This is a genomic window from Nocardioides sp. Z22_16 (assembly GCF_058134365.1).
Map to the genome: position 1 here is coordinate 223,679 of NZ_JBYTTI010000005.1, position 20,323 is coordinate 244,001.

The 20,323-nt window shown below is 74.2% G+C and carries 18 protein-coding genes; 8 read left to right on the top strand and 10 right to left on the bottom strand.

Features of this window, described 5'->3' with window-relative positions; genetic code table 11:
* Positions 1-244: 244 nt before the first annotated feature.
* Genes AC3X7R_RS16200 through AC3X7R_RS16210 form a run of 3 tightly spaced genes read left to right on the top strand, consistent with a single transcriptional unit; the run spans position 245 to position 4,840 of the window.
* Entirely contained in the window at positions 245-1,222 is a 978-nt protein-coding gene (locus AC3X7R_RS16200; RefSeq protein WP_489966709.1) for an AAA family ATPase, read from the top strand.
* The gene (locus AC3X7R_RS16205) at positions 1,215-2,489 is read left to right on the top strand and encodes a DUF58 domain-containing protein (protein ID WP_489966710.1); all 1,275 of its coding nucleotides are present in this window, start codon (positions 1,215-1,217) and stop codon (positions 2,487-2,489) included. The genes AC3X7R_RS16200 and AC3X7R_RS16205 overlap by 8 nt, the downstream gene beginning before the upstream one ends.
* Entirely contained in the window at positions 2,486-4,840 is a 2,355-nt protein-coding gene (locus AC3X7R_RS16210; protein ID WP_489966711.1) for a transglutaminase TgpA family protein, read from the top strand. Before AC3X7R_RS16205 ends, AC3X7R_RS16210 begins: the two co-directional genes overlap by 4 nt.
* A 132-nt stretch (positions 4,841-4,972) precedes the next feature.
* Here AC3X7R_RS16210 and AC3X7R_RS16215 read toward each other — a convergent pair whose 3' ends face one another.
* The 7 genes from AC3X7R_RS16215 to AC3X7R_RS16245 all read right to left on the bottom strand — a co-directional run bounded on the left by AC3X7R_RS16215 (position 4,973) and on the right by AC3X7R_RS16245 (position 12,732).
* Entirely contained in the window at positions 4,973-5,422 is a 450-nt protein-coding gene (locus tag AC3X7R_RS16215) for an SCO2097 family morphological protein (RefSeq protein ID WP_489966712.1), read from the bottom strand.
* 110 nt (positions 5,423-5,532) lie between these two features.
* Positions 5,533-6,726 carry a DNA polymerase IV gene (gene dinB / locus AC3X7R_RS16220; protein ID WP_489966713.1) on the bottom strand — a complete coding sequence of 398 codons (1,194 nt, stop codon included), beginning with the start codon at positions 6,724-6,726 and terminating at the stop codon, positions 5,533-5,535.
* Positions 6,727-6,750: 24 nt separating this feature from the next.
* Complete coding sequence (locus AC3X7R_RS16225) at positions 6,751-7,482, bottom strand: methyltransferase (RefSeq protein ID WP_489966714.1); 732 nt, start codon at positions 7,480-7,482, stop codon at positions 6,751-6,753.
* 37 nt (positions 7,483-7,519) lie between these two features.
* On the bottom strand, positions 7,520-11,299 hold the full coding sequence (locus AC3X7R_RS16230; protein ID WP_489966715.1) for a DNA polymerase III subunit alpha: 3,780 nt from the start codon (positions 11,297-11,299) through the stop codon (positions 7,520-7,522).
* Positions 11,289-11,762, bottom strand: coding sequence for an SAV_6107 family HEPN domain-containing protein (locus AC3X7R_RS16235; RefSeq protein ID WP_489966716.1), 474 nt, complete (start codon positions 11,760-11,762; stop codon positions 11,289-11,291). Before AC3X7R_RS16235 ends, AC3X7R_RS16230 begins: the two co-directional genes overlap by 11 nt.
* A gap of 1 nt (position 11,763) precedes the next feature.
* Positions 11,764-12,111: a DUF6504 family protein gene (locus AC3X7R_RS16240; RefSeq protein ID WP_489966717.1), complete on the bottom strand. Its 348-nt coding sequence runs from the start codon at positions 12,109-12,111 to the stop codon at positions 11,764-11,766.
* A 156-nt stretch (positions 12,112-12,267) separates the two neighbouring features.
* Complete coding sequence (locus tag AC3X7R_RS16245; protein WP_489966718.1) at positions 12,268-12,732, bottom strand: hypothetical protein; 465 nt, start codon at positions 12,730-12,732, stop codon at positions 12,268-12,270.
* Positions 12,733-12,821: 89 nt separating this feature from the next.
* On the opposite strand from AC3X7R_RS16245, the gene AC3X7R_RS16250 reads away from it, so the two are divergent.
* From AC3X7R_RS16250 to AC3X7R_RS16260, 3 genes are read left to right on the top strand one after another with little or no spacing between them, the layout of a single operon-like run.
* Complete coding sequence (locus AC3X7R_RS16250; protein ID WP_489966719.1) at positions 12,822-13,295, top strand: YbaK/EbsC family protein; 474 nt, start codon at positions 12,822-12,824, stop codon at positions 13,293-13,295.
* Positions 13,295-13,681 carry an ArsC/Spx/MgsR family protein gene (locus AC3X7R_RS16255; protein WP_489966720.1) on the top strand — a complete coding sequence of 129 codons (387 nt, stop codon included), beginning with the start codon at positions 13,295-13,297 and terminating at the stop codon, positions 13,679-13,681. The genes AC3X7R_RS16250 and AC3X7R_RS16255 overlap by 1 nt, the downstream gene beginning before the upstream one ends.
* A gap of 10 nt (positions 13,682-13,691) precedes the next feature.
* Complete coding sequence (locus AC3X7R_RS16260) at positions 13,692-14,990, top strand: phytoene desaturase family protein (RefSeq protein WP_489966721.1); 1,299 nt, start codon at positions 13,692-13,694, stop codon at positions 14,988-14,990.
* Between the two features lie 13 nt (positions 14,991-15,003).
* On the opposite strand, the gene AC3X7R_RS16265 is transcribed toward AC3X7R_RS16260, so the two are convergent.
* Both AC3X7R_RS16265 and metF read right to left on the bottom strand, forming a co-directional pair.
* Complete coding sequence (locus AC3X7R_RS16265; protein WP_489966722.1) at positions 15,004-15,591, bottom strand: SIMPL domain-containing protein; 588 nt, start codon at positions 15,589-15,591, stop codon at positions 15,004-15,006.
* A gap of 54 nt (positions 15,592-15,645) precedes the next feature.
* Positions 15,646-16,536, bottom strand: coding sequence for a methylenetetrahydrofolate reductase [NAD(P)H] (gene metF, locus AC3X7R_RS16270; RefSeq protein WP_489966723.1), 891 nt, complete (start codon positions 16,534-16,536; stop codon positions 15,646-15,648).
* Positions 16,537-16,638: 102 nt separating this feature from the next.
* Here metF and AC3X7R_RS16275 point away from each other — a divergent pair, with 102 nt between their 5' ends.
* Positions 16,639-17,703: a polyprenyl synthetase family protein gene (locus tag AC3X7R_RS16275; protein WP_489966724.1), complete on the top strand. Its 1,065-nt coding sequence runs from the start codon at positions 16,639-16,641 to the stop codon at positions 17,701-17,703.
* A gap of 36 nt (positions 17,704-17,739) precedes the next feature.
* Here AC3X7R_RS16275 and AC3X7R_RS16280 read toward each other — a convergent pair whose 3' ends face one another.
* A complete protein-coding gene (locus tag AC3X7R_RS16280) occupies positions 17,740-18,111 on the bottom strand; it encodes an Rv2175c family DNA-binding protein (RefSeq protein ID WP_489966725.1) in 372 nt (123 codons plus the stop codon).
* A gap of 99 nt (positions 18,112-18,210) precedes the next feature.
* Between AC3X7R_RS16280 and pknB the strand changes: the two genes are divergently transcribed.
* Positions 18,211-20,307 (top strand): Stk1 family PASTA domain-containing Ser/Thr kinase, encoded by a 2,097-nt coding sequence (pknB, locus tag AC3X7R_RS16285; RefSeq protein ID WP_489966726.1) that lies wholly within the window; start codon positions 18,211-18,213, stop codon positions 20,305-20,307.
* Positions 20,308-20,323 lie beyond the last annotated feature (16 nt).

The window sequence follows — 20,323 nt, forward strand, 5'->3', positions numbered from 1 at the left end:
GGGGCGAACGCGCAGGTCAGCGGCGTGCCGGCCTCCTCCGCTGTCGCCCAGGAGCGGCGCCGGTGGAGCGCCGGTGGAGGACGGGACGCAGACGGTGGAGCGGAGTGGAGGAACACCCGGGGAACGGACCGCCCCCGCCGGTCCCCCCGGCCGAGGGAGCACCGCCTTCCCCACCGTTCGACTACCGTGGACGCCTCAGGGAAGACCGGCGCAGCGCCTGCGTCGCGACGAGGGGAAGACGAGAGTGAGCGTGCCTGCTGCCGGCGGCGCCGACCTGGACACCGTGCGCCGGGTCACCACCCGGGTGCGGGAGAACGTCGAGCGCGTCATCGAGGGGAAGCCCGACGTGGTCACGGCCGCACTCGTGGTCCTCCTCGCCGAGGGACACCTGCTGATCGAGGACGTCCCGGGTGTCGGGAAGACCATGCTGAGCAAGGCCCTGGCACGCAGCATCGACTGCACGGTGCGGCGGATCCAGTTCACCCCGGACCTGCTGCCCTCCGACGTCACCGGGGTCTCGGTCTTCAACCAGGACACCCGGCAGTTCGAGTTCCGCCCCGGTGGCGTCTTCGCCAACATCGTCGTCGGCGACGAGATCAACCGCGCCTCCCCCAAGACCCAGTCGGCGCTGCTGGAGTGCATGGAGGAGCGCCAGGTCACCGTCGACAACACCACCTACCACCTCGAGGCACCGTTCATGGTGATCGCGACCCAGAACCCGATCGAGATGGAGGGGACCTACACCCTCCCCGAGGCCCAGCGCGACCGGTTCATGGCCCGGGTCTCGGTGGGCTACCCGGTGGCCTCCGCGGAGATCGCGATGCTGGACTCCCACACCAGCCGCAACCCTCTCGACGACCTCGAGCCGGTGACCGACGCGGGCGCGGTGCGCAAGCTGGTCGACATCGTCGGCCAGGTCCACGTCTCCGACGCCGTACGTCACTACGCGGTCGCCCTGACCACCGCGACCCGGCACTCGCGCGAGCTCAACCTCGGCGCCTCGCCCCGCGCCACCCTCCACCTGGTGCGCGCCAGCAAGGCCGTGGCGGCACTGGCCGGGCGCGACTACGTGCTCCCCGACGACCTGCACCGCCTCGCCGAGCCGGTGCTCGCCCACCGGCTGATCCCGACCGTGGAGGCCACGATGAGCGGCCGCACGAGCCAGGCGGTCCTCGCGGACCTCGTGGAGACCGTCCCGGTCCCGGACCTCGGTCGTGCGTGAGGCACTCGGCGCGCTGACGCTGCGCGGCCGGGCCTTCCTCGCCGGAGGGGCCACCGCGATCGCCTGTGCCATCGTGCTCGGCCAGTCCTCCCTGGTCCGGGTCGGGGTGCTGGTCGCCCTGCTGCCCGTCGTCTCGGCCCTGGTCCTGGCCCGGTCCCGCTACCGGCTGGCGCTCGAGCGGGAGGTCGCGCCACGGCTGGTCTCGGCCGGCCAGCCGGCCACCGTCTCGCTCACCCTCACCAACGAGGGACGCACCCCCACCGGGGTGCTGCTGCTGGAGGAGCAGATCCCCTACAGCCTCGGAGCGCGGCCGCGCTTCGTGCTCGAGGGGATCAGTCGCGTGTGGCAGCGGCACGTCAGCTACCGGCTCCGCTCGGAGGTGCGCGGCCACTACGAGGTCGGCCCGATGACCATCCGGGTCACCGACCCGTTCGGCCTGGTCGAGCTGGGGCGGGCGTTCCACACCACCGCGTCCCTCACGGTGACACCGCGAGTCACTCCCCTGCCTCCGATCCCCCTGGGCGGCGTCTGGTCCGGGTCGGGCGACAACCGTCCTCGCTCGTTCGCCACCGGCAGCGCCGAGGACGTCACCGTGCGCGACTACCGGCGCGGCGACGACCTGCGCCGCGTCCACTGGCCCAGCTCGGCGCGGATGGGCGAGCTGATGGTGCGCCGGGAGGAGCAGCCCTGGCAGTCCCGGGCCACCGTGCTGCTCGACAACCGGCTCACCGCCCACCGCGGGCACGGCGCGGCCTCGTCCCTGGAGGCGGCCGTGGCCGCCGCGGCGTCGGTGGCGGTGCACCTGGCTCACCGGGGCTACGCGGTGCGCCTGGTGACCGCCGCGGGAGAGGACCCGAGCACCGCCTGGCACTCCCGCGACTCCCGGGCCAACACCGCTCCTCTGCTCGAGGCGCTCGCGGTCGTCGACCTCGAGCCCCGGCGGCTGATGGAGAGCGGCTGGATGGCGGAGGCGGGCTACGGCCTCGTCGTCGCCGTGGTGGGGGCCCTCGAGCCGGTCGACAAGGGGTTCATGACCCGGCTGCAGCACCACGCAGGGACCGCCCTGGCGGTGGCGCTCGACGTGGACGCGTGGGCGCCGCACCTGCCCCCGTCGGGACAGGCGTCGGGAGGGGTGCTCGCGACCTCCGGATGGCGGGCGGCCACACTCGGGCCGGGCGACCGCCTCGACACGGTCTGGCAGGAGCTGGGGCGTCAGGCGGGGCGAGGGGCGGGAACACCGCCGGTCCCGACCGGAGCCGGCTCGTGACTCGGTCGCGGGGCTCGCTCTCCCACGGTCTGCTGGTCACCGCCGTCGCGGCCCTCACCGTGTGGGCGACGGTGGCCACCTGGGACGCCCTCACCGCGCGGACCGGGGACCTGCTGACCCCGCTGCTGGTCCTCGCGGCGGCCTCCACCTGCTGCGGCGCACTGCTCCGCTGGCTCGGCCTTCCCGCCCTGCCCGTCGCCGCGGCCCAGTGCGTGGTGCTCGGCGCCCTCGTCCTGCTGATGGTCACCGGATCCCCGTTGCCGAGCGCCGAGAGCGTGGCCGCGCTCGCGGAGGCGATCCGGGACGCGGGGGCCTCGGCCAACCGCTACGTGGCCCCGATCCCCGCCCAGGCGTCCCCGCTGGCCCCGCTCTTCCTCCTGGCCGGCGCGGTGGCCCTGGTGGTGATGGACCTGGTGGCGGTCTCCCTGCGCCTGGTGGGGACCTCGGGGCTGCTGCTGCTCGCCCTCTACAGCGTGCCGGTCGCCTTCGTGGACCAGGGCGTGGCGTGGTGGTGGTTCGTGCTGGCCGCGGCCGGCTTCCTGAGCCTGCTCTTCCTGCAGCAGGAGGACGCCGTCCTGCGCTGGGGGCGCGCCGCCGACGGCGCTCAGGAAGACGCCCCGCTCGGTCGGGCGAACGGGCGGCGCGGCCCGCTGCTCTCCTCCGCCCTGGTGATCGGCACCGGTACGACGGCGCTGGCGGTGGCGCTGCCGACCCTGCTGCCGACCCTGGACCTCGCCGTGTGGGACGGCCCCGGCCGGGGTGGGGACGGGGACGGCATCTCGATCGAGAACCCCTTGGTGGACATGCGCCGGGACCTCTCCCGCGGGGCCGACGTCCCCCTGCTGGAGGTCTCCACGAACGGCGAGCGGCCGACCTACGTGCGGCTCTCCGTCCTCAACCGCTTCAACGGCGAGGAGTGGAGCAGCGGGGATCGGGAGGTGCCCTCGGACCAGGTGGCGCGAGGCGACATGCCCCCGCTGCTGGGAGTCGCCTCCGACCTCGACCGCACCGAGGCCCGCCACGAGTTCCGCGCGACGGGAGGCCTGGAGTCGCAGTGGCTGCCCACGGTCTCCCACGTGTCGCGGATCGACGCGCCGGGCGACTGGCGCTACGACCGGGAGACGATGGACTTCATCGCGGGCGACGACGACGCGACCGTCGCCGGCCTCGAGTGGTCGATGCGCGGGGTGCAGCTCGAGTACGACCTGGACTCCCTCGACGAGGCGTCGTCCGGGGTCTCCCAGGCCGGAAGCGACATGGTCCAGCTCCCGGCGAACCTTCCCGGCCTCGTGCGCACGCTCGCCGAGAGCGTGACGAGCGAGGAGACCAGTCGTTTCCGCAAGGCGCGGGCGCTGCAGGAGTGGTTCCGGACCGAGTTCTCCTACAGCCTCGCCCAGGTGGACGCCGTGGGGAGCAACGAGCTGGCGGCCTTCCTCTCCGAGGGCGGCCGCGAGGGGTACTGCGAGCAGTTCGCGGCCGCGATGGCGGTGATGGCGCGGGTCCTCGACATCCCCTCCCGCGTGGCGGTCGGCTTCCTGGAGCCCACCGAGACCGGGCCGGGTCAGTGGGAGTTCTCCTCGCACGACCTGCACGCGTGGCCGGAGCTCTTCTTCCCCGGCTCGGGGTGGGTGCGCTTCGAGCCCACCCCGCCCGACCGGGCACGGCTGGCCCCCGACTACACCACCGGGCTGCTCCCGGCCGTCGACGAGGTCGATCGCCCCGCGGTGCCCCGCGAGAGCACGGGGCAGTCACCGCGTGACCGGACCGAGGCCCTGCCGCCCTCCGAGGACGAGAGCGAGCAGCAGGATCAGGGTGGGGTGCCGTGGCGGGGCCTGCTCACCTTCGTGGGGCTGCTGGCCCTGCTGGCGACGCTCGTCCTGACTCCGCGTCTCGTGCGGCGCCGACGCCGGGAGACCAGGGAGCGCGACGGCGACATCGAGAGCCTCTGGGCGGAGCTGCGGGACGAGTGCCTCGACCTGGGACGCCCCTGGCCCGCAGGGCGCTCACCGCGCACGACGGCCGAGCACGTCGCCCATTGGTTCGGGGCCACCGAGCCGGACGGGCAGCCGGGACGCAGCGCCCCGTCGAACCCGGCGGCCGTCGCCGCGCTGGGCAGGCTGGTCGAGGTGCTGGAGCGCTCGCGCTTCGCTCGTCCCAGCGCCGTCCCGACCCCGGAGAAGAGCTGGACGAGGGACCTGGCGAAGTGTGTCGCCGCGGTCAGGGCCGGGGTGAGGCCGCGCCGGGCCAGGATGGCCGCCTGGTGGCCCGTCTCGCTGGTCCGGCAGCCGACGGAGCGCCCGGCGTCGTTGATCTCGAGCGGCCGGACGGGCCTGGTCGACCACGTCGACTAGGTGTGATGTCCAGGTCGGCGGAGTGCACGGCGTCCCCGCCTCCTCATGACCGCCGCCTGCGCCGGTGCCGGATAAGCCGCGCCGCCGGCCCGCTCTCGTGGATCGCCGCTCAGGCGGGGATCCAGGGGGCGGTCAGAAGCCGCCGCCGGACTCCCGCCGTCGCCGCCACCGCTCCTCCATCCGCTCCATGAAGGAGTGGGAGGAGCGCGGGTGGCTGCCCTGGCCGGCCCGCGAACGGCGTCGACTGCGGCCGCCCTCGATCACGCTGAAGCCCTGGGGTGCGTCCTTGAACGGGATGGGCTGCGCGGCCCGTTGCGGGTTGCGGAGCGAGGTGACGACCACGGTGGCAGAGGCGAGCATCACGACGAAGCCCACGACTCCGACCACGGGCATCGAGGCGATGGCCCCCGTCATCATGATCGCGACGCCGGTGGCGAAGACGACGCCACCGAGCACCGCGCGGCGACGGGCGGCTCGCTGGAAGGCAGTCCCCCGCAACGTGTGGGCGAACTTGGGGTCTTCCTCGACGAGAGCACGTTCCATCTGCTCGAGCAGTCGCAGCTCTTCTTCCGAGAGCGGCACGTTTCCTCCCGACCGGTGTGATGCGCGGCACATCTGCAACGTCAAGTCTAGGCAGCGCTTGTCCAACACGGTAGCCGCAAGGGAAAAAATGATCACCACCGGATCCCGCCTCACCCGAGCAGGGTCGCCGGCCGCACCGCCCCGGAGCCGAATCTCCTCCCGGCGGCGTCGACCGCCCGGTCGGCGGCCTCCCACCCGTGGCTCCGCTCCCCGAGCACCAGCTGCCTCTGCACCCGCTCCCGCGGGACGAGTCCCTCGACCCTGACACCGACCAGCCGGAGCCGGGCACGCTGCAGCCCGAGCGCGTCGAAGAGACGGACGGCCGTGCGATAGACCTCCACGGTGACATCCGTGGCCTCGGGCAGCGTGCGAGACCTGGTGATCGTGGTGAAGTCGGCGAACCGGATCCGCAGCGTCACGGTCCGGCCGGCCACGCCGGCGGTCCGCATCCGGCCGGCCACCCGGGCCGAGAGCCGGAGCAGCTCGCGGAGGATCCGCTCGCGGTCGTCGGTGTCCCGGGCGAAGGTCTCGTCCGCCCCCATCGAGCGATCCGGCTCATCGGGCCCCCGCCGCACCACGATCTGCCGCCTGTCCACCCCCCACGCCATCTCGTGCAGCTGGCTGCCCAGACCGGGGCCCAGCGCCCGCTGGAGGGTGCGCAGGGGCGTGTGGGCCAGGTCGGCCACCGTGCGGAGACCGAGCCGGTGCAGCAGGGCCCGGGTCTTCTCCCCCACCCCCCACAGCTCGCCCACGTCGAGCGGATGCAGGAAGGAGATCGCGTCCTCGGGCGCGACCACGACCACGCCGTCGGGCTTCGCCCGCCGACTGGCCAGCTTGGCCAGGGTGGGTGAGGCCGCGATCCCGACCGAGCAGGTGATGCGCTGCTCGTCGTGGATCGTCGCCCGCAGTCTCTCGGCGATCTCCCGGGGCGACCCGAGTCTGCGAGCGGCACCCGAGACGTCGAGGAAGGCCTCGTCCAGGGACATCACCTCCACCACGGGGGTGATGCTGCGGAAGTTCTCCATGACGGCCGCCGAGACCCGGGCGAAGGTGTCGAAGTCCGGCGCGAGGACCACGGCGTCGGGACACATCCGGCGGGCCCGGGTCATGGGCAGCGCCGATCGCACGCCGTGGGCGCGGGCCAGGTAGTTGGCCGACAGGACGACGCCCCTGCTCCCGCCGCCCACGATCACCGGCACGTCGGCCAGCTCCGGACGGTCACGCACGGCCACGGAGGCATAGAACGCGTCCATGTCGACGTGCAGGATCGACGGGCGCGACTCCGGCCCGGCGGCCCGGCTCACCGGGCCACCGCCCGGACGCCGGGGTCAGTGAGAGGCCAGCACGTGCAGCTGTGCCGCGAGCGGCCTGTACTCGGCGCGCTCCGCCACTGCCCGCTCGAGCTCGACCAGCGCGGCAGTGGCGCCCGGCTCGAGGTCGAGCAGCGTCCCGGGGACCAGGTCGGCGAAGACCCGGACCGCGTGCACCACCGAGGGCTCGAAGCCCGCCGCGACGAGCAGCTCGAGGAGCTCGTCGTGGGTGAACCGACGGCTCCCCCGGCCCGGATCGGTGCCCTCGAGCAGGTCCCGCGCCTGCTGGAAGTGCCCCGCCATCGCCCGGGCCACCACCGCCGCGTGGCGCTGGGCGACCAGGAGGCTGAGGGTGCCACCGGGACGGAGCACCTCCGCGAGGACATCGAGGGCAGCAGCGGCGTCGTCCACGACCTCCAGCACCCCGTGGCAGAGCACCACGTCGGCAGTGGCCGGGCCGAGGGTCTCCAGCAGGTCGGAGAGCTCCCCCTGGCGCCCGGTGACGGTGACGGCACGCTCCCGGGCCCGACGGTCCAGGGCCGCCAGCGCGTCCGGACTGGGGTCGACGACGGTGACCCGGTGGCCCAGCTCGGCGACCCGGACCGCGAAGCCTCCGGTGCCGCCTCCGATGTCGAGGACCTCCAGCCCCTGCCCCCCGGCGAAGAGGGGCTCGAGTGCGTCCCAGACCACCGAGGAGCGGGCTGCGCTGCGTCGTTCGCTGGGTCGGTCGGTCCGCTCACTCGCTGGCATGAGAGACACCCTAGGACGTGGACGGATGGCACCGCGCTCACCCCGGGCTCCCGGGGCTCCGGTGCCACAGGGCCCGCGACGGCGCCTCCCCGCGACCGGGCGTCTCACCCTCGAGCGCCCGGCTGAGCGCCCCCGCACTCGCGGCGTCCTCGCCGGCGGGCCTGATGTCGGCGTAGGGCGACATCCGGAACCCGCTGCTGTGCACCAGCACCCGGCGGTGGGCAGGCTCGTGCCCGCCTGCCGGGCGGCCCGCCAGCACCGCGCGGACCGCCGCCAGGCCCTCGTCGGGGGTGGCTCCCTCCTCCCAGAGCGCGCGGAGCTCCGGCAGGGACCAGGCCCCGGTGGCGCGGACGGAGACCCCGCGGTGACCGGTGCGGCGCAGCTCTCCTCGGACGAGCAGCAGCCAGGACCCGAAGACGGTGGCCGCGTAGGGCCCCTGGGCGTCCTCGAAGAAGGTGGCGTCCACCGGACCGGTCGCGTCGTCGAGGGTCAGGAAGACCACCCGCCGGCCCGAGCGGACCGGTGGGGTCTGGGTGGCGACCTTGACCCCGGCGACCAGGATCTCGGCCTTGCTGCGGCAGCGGAGCAGGTCCTGGCTGCGGACCACGCCCAGGGCCTGGAGGAGGTCGGCGTAGCCGTCGACGACGTGCCGGCTGACGTCGAGGCCGAGGATCTCCAGCTCGGCTGCCACCCGCTCGGCCGGAGTCAGCTCCGGCAACCCCGAGACCTGGTCCTCGACAGGCTCGTCCCCGAGCCCGAGGGCGAGCTGGACCGACTCCACCTGGACGGGCCGCGAGGCCCTGGACTGGGCCGATGCCTGCTGCCACACCCCGCTCCGGGTGACCTGGTCGCTGCTGTTGCGCGAGGTCGCCTGAGCGGCCCTTCCCGCGGCGCGGTCCCGCGCCGGTCGCGCCCCGAGCCCGCGTCCTCGCGACGATCTCTGCAGCACGCGGCTGTGCCGGTCGAGCTCGGCCACCTGCAGCAACAGGTCGCGCCGGGTGGGCCCGGCCCGCAGCGGCACGGCCTGGTCGGAGCCGCCGAGCCGGTGGACCCGGTCGAATCCCCCGGCCAGCACCAGGCGCTCCACCACGGGGCGTGAGACGGCGGCCCGGTGCCAGAAGTCGCTGACCGAGGCGTAGGGGCGCGCCGCGACGATGCGGGCCGCCTCCGCCTCGCTGATCCCCTTCACCTCGCTCAGCGCCAGCCGGATCGCGTAGCCGGCAGGGTCGCTCGACGAGCGCTCCACGCAGTAGTGGGCCTCGGAGCGGTCGACGTCCAGCCCCCTGATCCCGATCCCGAACTGGCGGGCGTCGTCGAGGATGAACCGCTTGGGGTACATGCCCGGGTCGTGGGTGAGCACCCCGGCGAGGAAGTGTGCCGGCCAGTGCGCCTTCAACCAGGCGGACTGGAAGGTCGGCAGGGCGAAGGCGGCCGCGTGCGCCTTGCAGAAGCCGAAGGAGGCGAACGCCTCGAGCACCTTCCACACCTTCGCGACCACCTCGGGCGAGTAGCCGCGGGCCGTCGCCGTCGGCTCGAACCACTCCCTCGTCCGGGCCATCCCGTCCACGTCGCCCAGCGCGCGGCGCCACTCGTCGGCCTCGGCGAACGAGACTCCCCCGAAGCAGGCGATGATCTCGATGACCTGCTCGTGGAAGACCACCACGCCGTGGGTCGGCGCCAGGATGGGGACCAGGTCGGGGTGCAGGTAGGAGGCGTGGCGCCACCCCTGCTTCACCTCCAGGTAGGGGGTGATCATGTCGCTCTTGACCGGGCCCGGACGGAAGAGCGAGATGTCGGTGACGATCTCCTCGAAGGAGTCGATCCCCGACTTCCCCACCAGCTCGCGCTGGCCGGGCGACTCGATCTGGAAGACCCCCAGGGTCTTGGCGGAGCTGACCAGCTCGAAGGTGACGGGGTCGTCGAAGGGGACCTGCTCCTCGTCGTCGAGATCCACCCCCACTCCGTCCACCCGCTCGATCTCGGCCACCGCGTGGGCCATCGCCGACTGCATCCGGATGCCCAGCACGTCCAGCTTGAGCAGACCCAGGTCCTCCACGTCGTCCTTGTCGAACTGGCTCATCGGGAAACCGGCATGGCTGGCCTCGACCGGGGTCCGGTCGAGCAGCGTGGCGTCGGAGAGCAGCACCCCACAGGGGTGCACCGCGATGTGCCGGGGCAGTCCGTCCAGCCTCTCCACCAGGGAGAACAGCAGGTCGAGACGCTCCTCCCCCAGCCCGCTGGCTCGCAGCTCGGGAAGATCCTGCAGTGCCCGCCGGGCGTCCCGGGCACGGATGTGCGGGAACGCCTTGGCGATCGAGTCGATCTCCCCGGGCGGCATCCCCAGGGCCGCGCCCACGTCACGCACCGCATGCCGGACCCGGTAGGTCTCCATCATCGAGACGCAGACGCAGCGCTCCGCGCCGTAGCGGTCCAGGATCGCCTCGTAGACCTCCAGCCTGCGAGCCGACTCCACGTCGATGTCGATGTCGGGCAGCGACTGGCGCAGCGGGGAGAGGAAGCGCTCCATCAGCAGGCCGTGCCGCAGGGGATCGACCCCGGAGACGCCGAGGAGGTAGTTGACGAGGCTGCCGGCCCCGGACCCCCGCGCAGCGCACCTGACTCCCATCTCCCGGATCAGGTCGGTGACGTCCCCGACGGTGAGGAAGTAGGGGGCGTAGCCCAGGGAGGCGATGACCTGGAGCTCGTCGTCGAGACGCTTCCAGATCCGTTGCCGCGGCGCGCTCCCGTAGCGCCACCCGATCGCGGACTCGCACCGGGCCCGCAGCACCGCGTCGGCTCGGGTCTCCCCGGCGAGCCGAGCCACCGGTGCCCCCGCTCCGGCAGCCGTCTCCAGCTCGGGGAAGTGGACCTCCCCGATCCCCAGGTCGGCACGAGGGTCGAGCGCGCACCTCTCGGCCACGGCACGGGTCCCGGCCAGCAGCCTGTCGACCTCGCGCCGGCCCAGACCGGCTGCCCGGCAGACCTCCTCGGCCACCTCCCGCATCTGCCTGCCGGACTTGAGGAACCCCTCGGCGTTGCCCCGGTCCACGTGGCGGCGATCCAGCGGCACCAGCCGCCGGGCCGCGTCGAGGACGTCCACGGTCGGCGCGTCGCCACGGTCGGCGTAGCGGACCGCGTTGGTGAGCACGGCTCCCAGGCCCAGCTCCCGGGAGAGCCCGGCCATCCGGGCCGCGTGCGGGGTCGACCCCGGCCCCCACCCGCCCTCGGACCCGGGGAGGCGGTGCGAGACCAGCTCGACCAGCAGGTTCTCCCGAGGCACCATCCGCAGCCAGGAGCCCACGACCTCCCGGGCCAGGTCGTCCCGGTGCCGGGCCACCTCGAGGCCCAGCTGGGAGGCCGGTCCCAGCAGCACCAGCAGCCGCCCCTCGGCGAGGTGGGGCGCCAGCAGGTCGAGGGTCGCCACCGGCCGCCCGCGCTCCCCGGTGAGGTGGACCGAGGAGACCAGTCGGCACAGTGCCGTCCAGCCCGCCCGCCCCTCGGCGAGCAGGGTGACGCGAGGCCGCCTCTCCTCCCGGAACGCCCCACCGCGCACGGGAGTGCGCCGGCGGACCGGCGGGCGTCCGGCCACGGCGGTGGGCTCCACCGCCAGGTCGACACCCAGCACCGGGCTGAGGCCCGCCGCCCCGCAGGCCTTGGCGAACTTCACCGCTCCGTAGGTGCCGTCGCGGTCCGTGAGGGCCAGCAGGTCCATCCCGTGCTCCCCGGCCCGCTCGACCAGAGCGGCCGGGTGCGAGGCGCCGTACTGGAGGGAGTAGCCGGAGGCCACGTGGAGGTGGGCGAAGGGATCAGGCGACACCGGTCCGACCGCCCGGCCCCGTCGCAGCCAGCAACCATCCCGGGGCCGCGGTGTGCGGCACCAACCCCAGCGTCGACTCGACGACCGCCAGGAACCGGTCCGCATCGCGCACCAGGTCGTCGGCCTCCCGCTCGCTCACGGCCCGGGCGGAGCCCGCCTCGGCAGCCGCCCGCTTGCCGGCGCCCGCGGCGAAGAACGTCGCCCACTCCGTGAGCTCCGGCGCTACCTCACTGAGCAGCACCCAGGCGTTCTTCTGGCGGCGCCGCGCTCCCGCGGCGGGGTGGGCCCGGGCGGCCAGCAGGGCGGCCGCGGCCCGGAGGGCAGCGACGTGGGCGCAGGCATAGCGGCTCGGCACGTCTCGCGCGACCATCGCCTCCTGCAACGACTCCGCGGCCCGGGCCAGGTAGGAGTGGGTGGTGGCGGGCAGCAGGTGGGGATTGGTGGGTCTCGTCTGGTCCGTCATCTCAGTCCACGCACCCGACGAGCTGCCAGCAGCCGTCGCTCCAGTCGAAGGAGAGGTCGAAGACGCCCCCGGCCGATCCCTCACGCACCGCGCCGCGCCCCGCCTCGACGCGCCAGACCTCGCGCTCCACCAGCAGGTCGGCCTCCTCGACACCAGGGCCCGGGGAGTCTCCGCCTGCCAGGGACGAGGCACGTGCGGACTGCCACCAGGGAGGCGTCTCCACCCAGTGGGCCACCACGGCCCGGACCTTCCACAGCCTCCCCCGCCACAGGAACTGCTCAGGCCCCTCCTCACCGCTGCCGGGCACCGGCCCTCTCCGCACGTCCACGGGATCGTCGTACCGCCTCATGGCTCCTCCTCGGAAGCGTCGCTCGACCCACCTGGCGGATCCGGTGGCGGTGGGGTCGAGGCATCGCCACCGGATCCGCGTTCGAACGTCTGTTCGAACAAGGCCAAGGTACACCCAGCCACCGACAGCGGGTCAACGCTTGGGAGCCGAGAGGGCTCAGACCTCCCGGAAGTACCGGTTGGTGTCCTTGTGGAAGAGGAGGACCAGCAGGGCCAGGCAGAGCAGGACCATCAGCACCGACATCACCACGAAGAGCGTGGGGATCCCGCTGGCCACGCACAGCACGGCCAGGAAGACCCCGAAGAGCGCGGTCACCGCGAGGGAGAGCCGGGCCCAGCCGAAGCCCTCGACGAAGAACGCCAGCAGCACCCCCACCAGCATGGTCAGGACGACGAAGGAGGTGACCGCCACCGGCACGAAGGCCGGCACCGCCAGTGTCTCCTCCACGGCCTCCAGCCCGCCTTCGCGCAGGATCACGCGGGCCCCGGCGTTGCCCTCGGCCCACGAGGTCAACAGGTCCTCGCGGCGCCACCAGGTCAGCACGGTGGTGATCCCCGCCATCACCAGCAGGGCCAGGGCGACGCGGGTGGCATGGACCACCGAAGGGGGCCGGACGATCATGGAACTCCTGCAGAGGGTCGGGGTGGGCACGGGACGCACCGGTCCCCGTCGGCGGAGCCGGGGGAACAGCACTGGCTAGGGTCGCACCTATGGCGACCGAGCACGCGTCCATCACGGCATTCCGCGACGAGCACGCGCGCCGCCACGGTACCGGCGAGGTGGTGGTGCTCCCCGAGTCGGTCCACACCGCCGCGCTCGCCGCCGAGGCGCTCGGCTGCGAGGTGGGGGCGATCGCCAACAGCCTCCTCTTCGACGCCGACGGCTCACCCGTCCTGATCCTGACCTCCGGAGCGCACCGGGTCGAGCCCGTCGCCACCGCGGCCCGGGTGGGGGTGCCGCGCCTGTCCCGGGCCACGCCGGAGTTCGTCCGCACCCACACCGGACAGGTGATCGGCGGGGTCTCGCCGTGGGGCCACCCCGCTCCCGTCCCGACCTACGTCGACACCTGGCTGCGGCGGCACCCGACCATCTGGGCCGCCGCCGGCCACCCGGCCGCCGTCTGGTCCACCACCTTCGAGGAGCTGGTCGCGATGACCGGCGCCCGCGAGATCGAGGTCGACTGATGGAGATCTGGCTCAACCCGGCCTGCAGCAAGTGCCGGACCGCGACCTCCGCGCTCGAGGAGGCCGGCCTCGACCCCACCGTCCGCCGCTACCTCGACCAGCCCCCCACCGCCGAGGAGATCGCGGAGGTGGCGGCACGCCTCGGGGTCGAGCCGTGGGACCTGGCGCGGCCCCGCGAGGCGCGCGAGGCGGGCATCGACCTCCCCCGTGACGACGAGCACCGCGACCGCTGGCTGGCGGCGCTCGCGGCCCATCCCCGGGCGATCCAGCGCCCGATCCTCACCGCCGCGGACGGGACCACGGTCGTCGGGCGCGACGCGGAGTCCCTGGCCCGGGTGATCGCCGCGGAGGAGCCGCCCACCCGTCGCCCCACCCCCGGCCGCTAACCTCCCGCCCATGCGCGTGGTGGTGATCGGTGGTGGCCTGGGGGGCACCGCCACTGCCGCCCGGCTGGCGAAGCTGGGCCACCAGGTGGTGGTGGTGGAACGGGCACAGGCCCTCGGCGGCGCCCTCGCCACGGTGCGCGCCGGCGACCACACCTGGGACGCCGGCCCCAGCACGACCCTGCTGCCGGCCGTGCTGCGCGACCTCTTCCGCAAGTCCGGACGCCCCCTGGAGCGCGAGCTGGAGCTCGTCCCCCGCGAGGTGGTCCGCGAGCACCGCTTCACCGACGGCAGCAGCGTGCACCTCACCACCGGCTCGCGGGCAGCGCAGAAGGCCGCCTTCGACCGCCTGGGCCAGGGGCTCGGCTCCCGGTGGACGGCCTACGTCGACATGCTGGGCCACGAGTGGGAGCTGCTGCGCCGCGACTACCTCGAGCGCCCGTGGGACCCCGCCCTGGCCGAGCGCGAGACGGTCCGTCTGCTGCGCCGGCGCGAGTCGCTGGCACGGCGGCTGCGCGACGTGCTGGGCGAGGAGCGGCTCCGTCTGGTCGCCGGCCATCCCTTCACCGTCGACGGGCACGACCTGCGCCGGGTGCCGAGCTGGCTGGGCACCGTCTCCTACGTGGAGCACAAGTTCGGCGCCTGGACCGTCCCAGGCGGCATGGCCGCGCTAGGGACGGCGCTCGCGGGCCGGCTGGCGACCCGCAAGGTCGAGGTCCTGCTCGGCACGACCGCGTACGACCTCGTGCTGCGCGGCGGCCGGCCGGCCGCCGTGGCCACCTCGGCGGGCGAGGTGGACGCGGACGCGGTCGTGTGCGCCGTCGACCCCCGTCACCTTCCCGCGCTGCGCAGCCACGTCGTCCGGACCCGCGCCGTGGCACCGCCGACCCTGGTCCATCTCGGGCTCGCCGGCGACGTCCCGCCGCTGGGCCACGACCTGGTGCTGCACGGCGACCCGGACCTGGTGGTCCGCCCGGGCGGCAGCGCGCCGGACGGCGCCGTCTCCTGGACGGTGGCCCACCGGGGTGGCACGGCCGAGGACGTGCTGGAGGTGCTGGCCCGTCGCGGGCTCGACGTCCGCGGATCCGTCGCGGTGCGGGTGGACCGTCACCCCCGCGACCTGCTCGAGCAGTGGGGCGGCTCACCGCTGGGGGTGCAGTGGCGCGGGCGCGGCACGGTACGGCGCCGACTGGGTCCCACCACCCCGTTGCCCGGCGTCTACGCCGCCGGGGCCCATGCGACCCCCGGGTCGGGGATCCCCTTCGTCGGCCTCTCCGCGGCCCTGGTCGCGCAGGTCGTCGGCCCGGCCTGAGCGCCTCGCCGGATCAGACGATCTGCCAGGTGCCGCGCACCCGGGCCGTCACCGTGGTCTCGCCCGGCTCGAGCGTCGCGGCCCGCATCAGGCCGGGACCCGACCCCTCGCCGGGCTCCTCGGCGACCTCCAGCAGGTCGCCCAGCGAGAGCCCCTCGAGGCCCGCGAGGTGCGCCGCGCGCCGCCGGGCGTCCAGGTAGGCGGCCTCCCGGGCTTCGTCGCGCAGCCGCGACTCGTCGGCGACCTCCAGCTGGACCCCCTCGATCCGCAGCCGGTCGCCGACCTCCTCGGCCAGCCCGACCACGAGGGCGGAGGCGACCGGCAGGTTGGGGCACCGGATGGTCAGCTGGTGGGAGGCCTCGAAGCCGTCGAGCCCGCCGTCACGGTCCTGCACCGGCCAGACCGTCATCCCCGTGGTCGAGACGGTGGCCACCTCCGCCAGGCCGCGCGCGACCCGCCCGATCGCGGTGACGGCCGAGTCCACGCCCGCCACCGCCTCCGCCACGGTGCGTGCCCGGTGCGCCGCGGCGACCCGCACGGCCGCCGAGTCGGGGACGGCCCGGACCGCGCCGTGGCCGACGACCGAGACAGAGCGGGGCATGGCGAGAGGGTAGCCGCCTCCGCCCGACGCCGGTGGTGTGCGACGCGGCAGCGCTCAGGCCGCGAGGCTGAGCGCCTCCCAGATCTCCCGGGTGGCCCGCGAGCGGTTCAGCGTGTAGAAGTGCAGCCCGGGCGCGCCTCCGGCGAGCAGGGCGTCGCACAGCTCGGTGGCGATCTTGATCCCCTCGCTGCGGACCGCCGCCGGGTCGTCGGCAAGAGGCTGGATCCGCTCCTCGACCTCGACCGGCATCCGACGGCCGGACATCTCCACCATCCGCCGCATGGAGGTCAGCCCCAGGATCGGCATGATGCCCGGGATGATCGGGAAGTCGACGCCGAGCTCCCTGGCGCGCTGCACCAGGCCGAAGTAGTCGGAGGCCCGCAGCACCATGTCGGTGATCGCGAACTCGGCTCCCGCGTCGTACTTGGCGCGCAGCACCCGCGCGTCCGCCTCGAGGCTCTCCGCGTCGCGGTGGCCCTCGGGGAAGGCGGCCACGCCGACGCAGAGGTCGTCGTGCTCGCGGACCAGGGTCACCAGGTCGCAGGCGTGGTCGACCCCGCCCTCGGTGGCGACCCAGGGGGTGCCGGGGCCGGCCGGCGGGTCGCCGCGAAGGGCCAGCACGTTGCGCACCCCCGCCGAGTGCAGGTCGGCGAGCACCGTCGAGATCTCTCCCCGGGTGTGGCCCACACAGGTTAGGTGCGCCATCGGCAGCAGGCTGGTCTCCCGCGCCATCCGGCCGGTGATCGCCACGGTCCGGTCCCGGGTCGACCCACCCGCCCCGTAGGTGACCGAGACGAAGGTGGGGCGCAACGGCTCCAGGTCCCGGATCGAGGCCCACAGCACCTGCTCACCCTCGGCGTCCTTGGGCGGGAAGAACTCGAAGGAGAACGAGCGGCCACCCTGACGCAGGAGGTCGCCGATCCGTGCCGGACGCGCAGCAGTCATGCCGGGATCCTAAGGAGAAGACCGGACCCGGCGAGGGACGGTCCACTGGCTAGTCTTGGCCGGGTGCCCCAGCCTTCGTCTGCCTCTCGTCATCCGGAACCAGTGTGCGAGGGGTGGGACCCCACCGACTTCCGGGCCAGGGTGCAGCACGAGCTCGACGAGTTCCTCACCACCCAGGAGGAGCGGCTGGCTCCCCTCGGTCCCGACGCCGCCCGGCTGGTGGCCGAGGCCCGTGCCTCCACCCGCGGCGGCAAGAGGTTCCGGGCCGCGTTCTGCTGGTGGGGCAACCGGGCGGTGGAGCCCGACACGGTGGACGAGCGCGCCCTCGCCCGGGCCTGCGCGGCGCTCGAGCTGCTGCACGCCAGCGCCCTGGTCCACGACGACCTGATGGACGCCTCGGACACCCGCCGCGGACGCCCCGCCACCCACCGCGGCTTCGAGGCCGAGCACCGCGCCGCGGGCTGGGGCGGGGACCCGGAGCAGTACGGCGCCGCCGCCGCCATCCTCCTCGGCGACCTGCTCCTCTCCTGGTCCGACGAGCTGCTGCGCCGCTGCGGACTCCCCCTGGACCGGGTCGTCCCCGCCCTCGGCGTGCTGGACCTGTGCCGTTCGGAGGTGATCGCGGGGCAGTTCCTCGACGTCTCGGTGCAGGCCCGGGCGCACGCGGACGAGCAGACCGCGATGACGGTGCTGCGCTACAAGTCCGCCAAGTACTCGGTGGAGCGGCCGCTCCACGTCGGGGCCGCGCTGGGCGGCGCCACCCCGGAGGTGCTGGAGCAGCTGACGGGCTTCGGCCTGCCGCTGGGCGAGGCGTTCCAGCTCCGCGACGACGTGCTCGGGGTCTTCGGCGACCCCGAGGTCACCGGGAAGCCGGCGGGCGACGACCTGGTCGAGGGCAAGCGCACGGTGCTGGTGGCCAAGGCCATCGCCGCCGGCGGGGCAGCGGCCGCCGAGCTGGACGCCGCCCTGGGCACCCAGCTGGACGCCGCGACGGTGGACCGGCTCCGGGGGCTCATCGACGCCTCCGGCGCACGCGCGGCGGTGGAGCGGCTGATCGACCGCCTCGTCGAGGAGTCGCTCGCCGCGCTCGACGACGCCGACCTCGACCCGGCCGCCCGGCAGGTGCTGCGCGAGCTGGCCACCGCCGTCACCCAGCGCTCGGTGTAGCCGCCGGGGACGCCACGGGGCCAGGTCGGACCGGGCTCAGAGAGCCATCGCCTGCGCGCGCCGCTTGACCTCCGAGCCGCGGTTCTCCCGCAGCGCGTCGATCGGGCGGCCCGGGAGGCCGAGGTCGGTGAAGAGCCAGGCGATGCACTCGCGGTCGTCGTACCCGCCGTCGTGCAGCACGGTGAGCAGCCCGGGCAGCCCCTTCACCACCAGGCCGTCCTGGAGGAAGGCGGCCGGCACCTGCTGGCCCGCACCCGGCCGCGGCACCGCGGCGGCGAGCTCGTGCTCCCTGATCATGGTGCGGATCCGGCCGACGGAGACGCCCAGCGCCTGCGCGGCGGTCGACCAGTCCACCCACTCCGGCACCAGTGCGTCGAGGTCTGCTTCGGCGAGCGGCACGTCGTTCATGGGGACCATGCTGCCACCCGGCGCCACGCCGTGAGACAGGCCACCCAGCACCGTGATCGCCGCGTCCGTACGATGGCGCCACGCACACTTCCCCATCCGGTGACTTCGGAGGTCCCCGTGCAGCCAGACGAGCGAGCCTCCAGGCGCGCCTCGCAGGCGACCTCCGACCCCCTCGTCGGCCGTCTCCTGGAGGGCCGATACCGGCTGGACCGACGGATCGCACGCGGCGGCATGGCCGGGGTCTACGAGGCTCACGACACCCGGCTCGACCGCACGGTCGCGATCAAGGTGATGCACGCGGGGATGGGCGACGACGAGGCCTTCGCCGCCCGGTTCGTCCGTGAGGCGCGGGCCGCCGCTCGCCTCTCCCACCCGCACGTGGTCTCGGTCTACGACCAGGGCGACGACGACGGGATCGTCTTCCTGGCGATGGAGTACGTGCCGGGGCGCACCCTGAGGGACGTGATCCGCACCGAGGCGCCGCTGCCGCCCGCGCGCGCCCTGGCGCTCATCGAGCCGGTGCTCTCCGCGCTGGCCGCCGCGCACCGGGCCGGCCTCGTCCACCGCGACGTCAAGCCCGAGAACGTCCTGATCAGCGACCGCGAGAGCGGCGAGCAGGTCAAGGTCGCCGACTTCGGGCTGGCCAAGGCCGTGAGCGCCGACACCCAGCACACCGCGACCGGGGTGCTGATCGGGACCGTCTCCTACCTGGCGCCCGAGCTGGTCGTGCACGGGCAGGCCGACCCCCGCGCCGACGTCTACGCGGTGGGCGTGGTGCTCTACGAGCTGCTCACCGGGCACAAGCCGCACGAGGGCGAGTCCCAGATCCAGGTCGCCTACAAGCACGTCCACGAAGACGTGCCCCCACCCTCGGCCCGGGTGCCGGGGATCCCGTCGTACGTCGACGCCCTGGTGGCCCGCGCCACCGCCAGGGACGCCAGTCAGCGCCCGGCCGACGCCGGCGTGCTGCTCCACCAGCTCCACCGGGTCGCCCAGGCACTGCGCGAAGGGCTCGCCGACGATCCGGAGCTGGAGACGGACCTGCGTCCGGTCCGCCCCGTCGCGCCTCTCGAGGTCGAGGTCGAGGCGGAGCGAGACGGCTTCGTCGACCTGGTCGAGGACCTCGGCACCGGAGGTCCGCCCGAGGAGCCGGACGCCGAGGTGAACTCCACACGGCAGATCCAGACCCTCCCCGCGGCGGCCGTCCCGGTGACCCAGGCTGCTCAGACCAGGTCGACCGGCGCGCCACCCGCCCCCGCGATCCCGCGGCTGCCCAGCCCGCACGCGGACACCGCCACCGGCGCGCGGCGTCCCAGGTGGCGCGGCCCGCTGCTGCTGGCGCTGGCCCTGCTGCTGGTGGTCGGCGTGGGAGCGGGCGCCTGGTGGTTCGGCTACGCGCGCTGGACCACCACGCCGGGCGTGCTCGGCCTCACCGAGGCCGAGGCGGTCTCGACGCTGGAGGACGCGGGGCTCGAAGGGCGGGTGGGAGACCCCGCCTTCTCCGAGACCGTGCCGCCCGGCCACGTCGTCTCCACCGACCCCGAGCCCGGGGGGCGCGTGCTGAACGGTGGGATCGTCACCCTCGCGCTCTCCCAGGGTCCCGAGCGCTACGAGGTGCCTGCGCTGGCCGGGGTGAGCCTCGACGAGGCGCAGGACGCCATCCTGGGCGCCAACCTCGCCTACGGCCAACGGGTGGACCGCTGGAGCGAGACCGTCCCGGAGGGGACGGTGATCGCCACCGACCCCGCCGCGGGCACCGTGCTCAAGCCCGGGGACGCCGTCGACGTCGTGGTCAGCCAGGGGCGCAAGCCGCGCGAGGTGACGGACTGGACCGGGAAGAGCGCGGCCCGGGCGCAGCAGGCCCTGGAGCGCAAGAAGCTGGTGGTCGTCCGCGAGGAGGAGCACAGCGACACCGTCCCGGAGGGCGTGGTGATCAGCCAGGACCCGGCCACCGCCACCCTCTACAAGGGCGACACCGTCACGCTTGTGGTCTCCCTCGGCCCGGAGCTGGTGGAGATGCCGGGCGTCGTCGCCTCGGGCGTGGACGCGGCCCGGGAGGAGCTGGAGGCACTGGGCTTCCAGGTGGAGGTGGAGGAGTCGGGGCAGTACATCGGCCTGGGCTTCGTGCTGAGCACCGACCCGGACCGCGGCGAGATGGTGCCGAAGGGCTCGACGGTCACCCTGTACCTCATCTGACCCGTCGTCGCCGTGC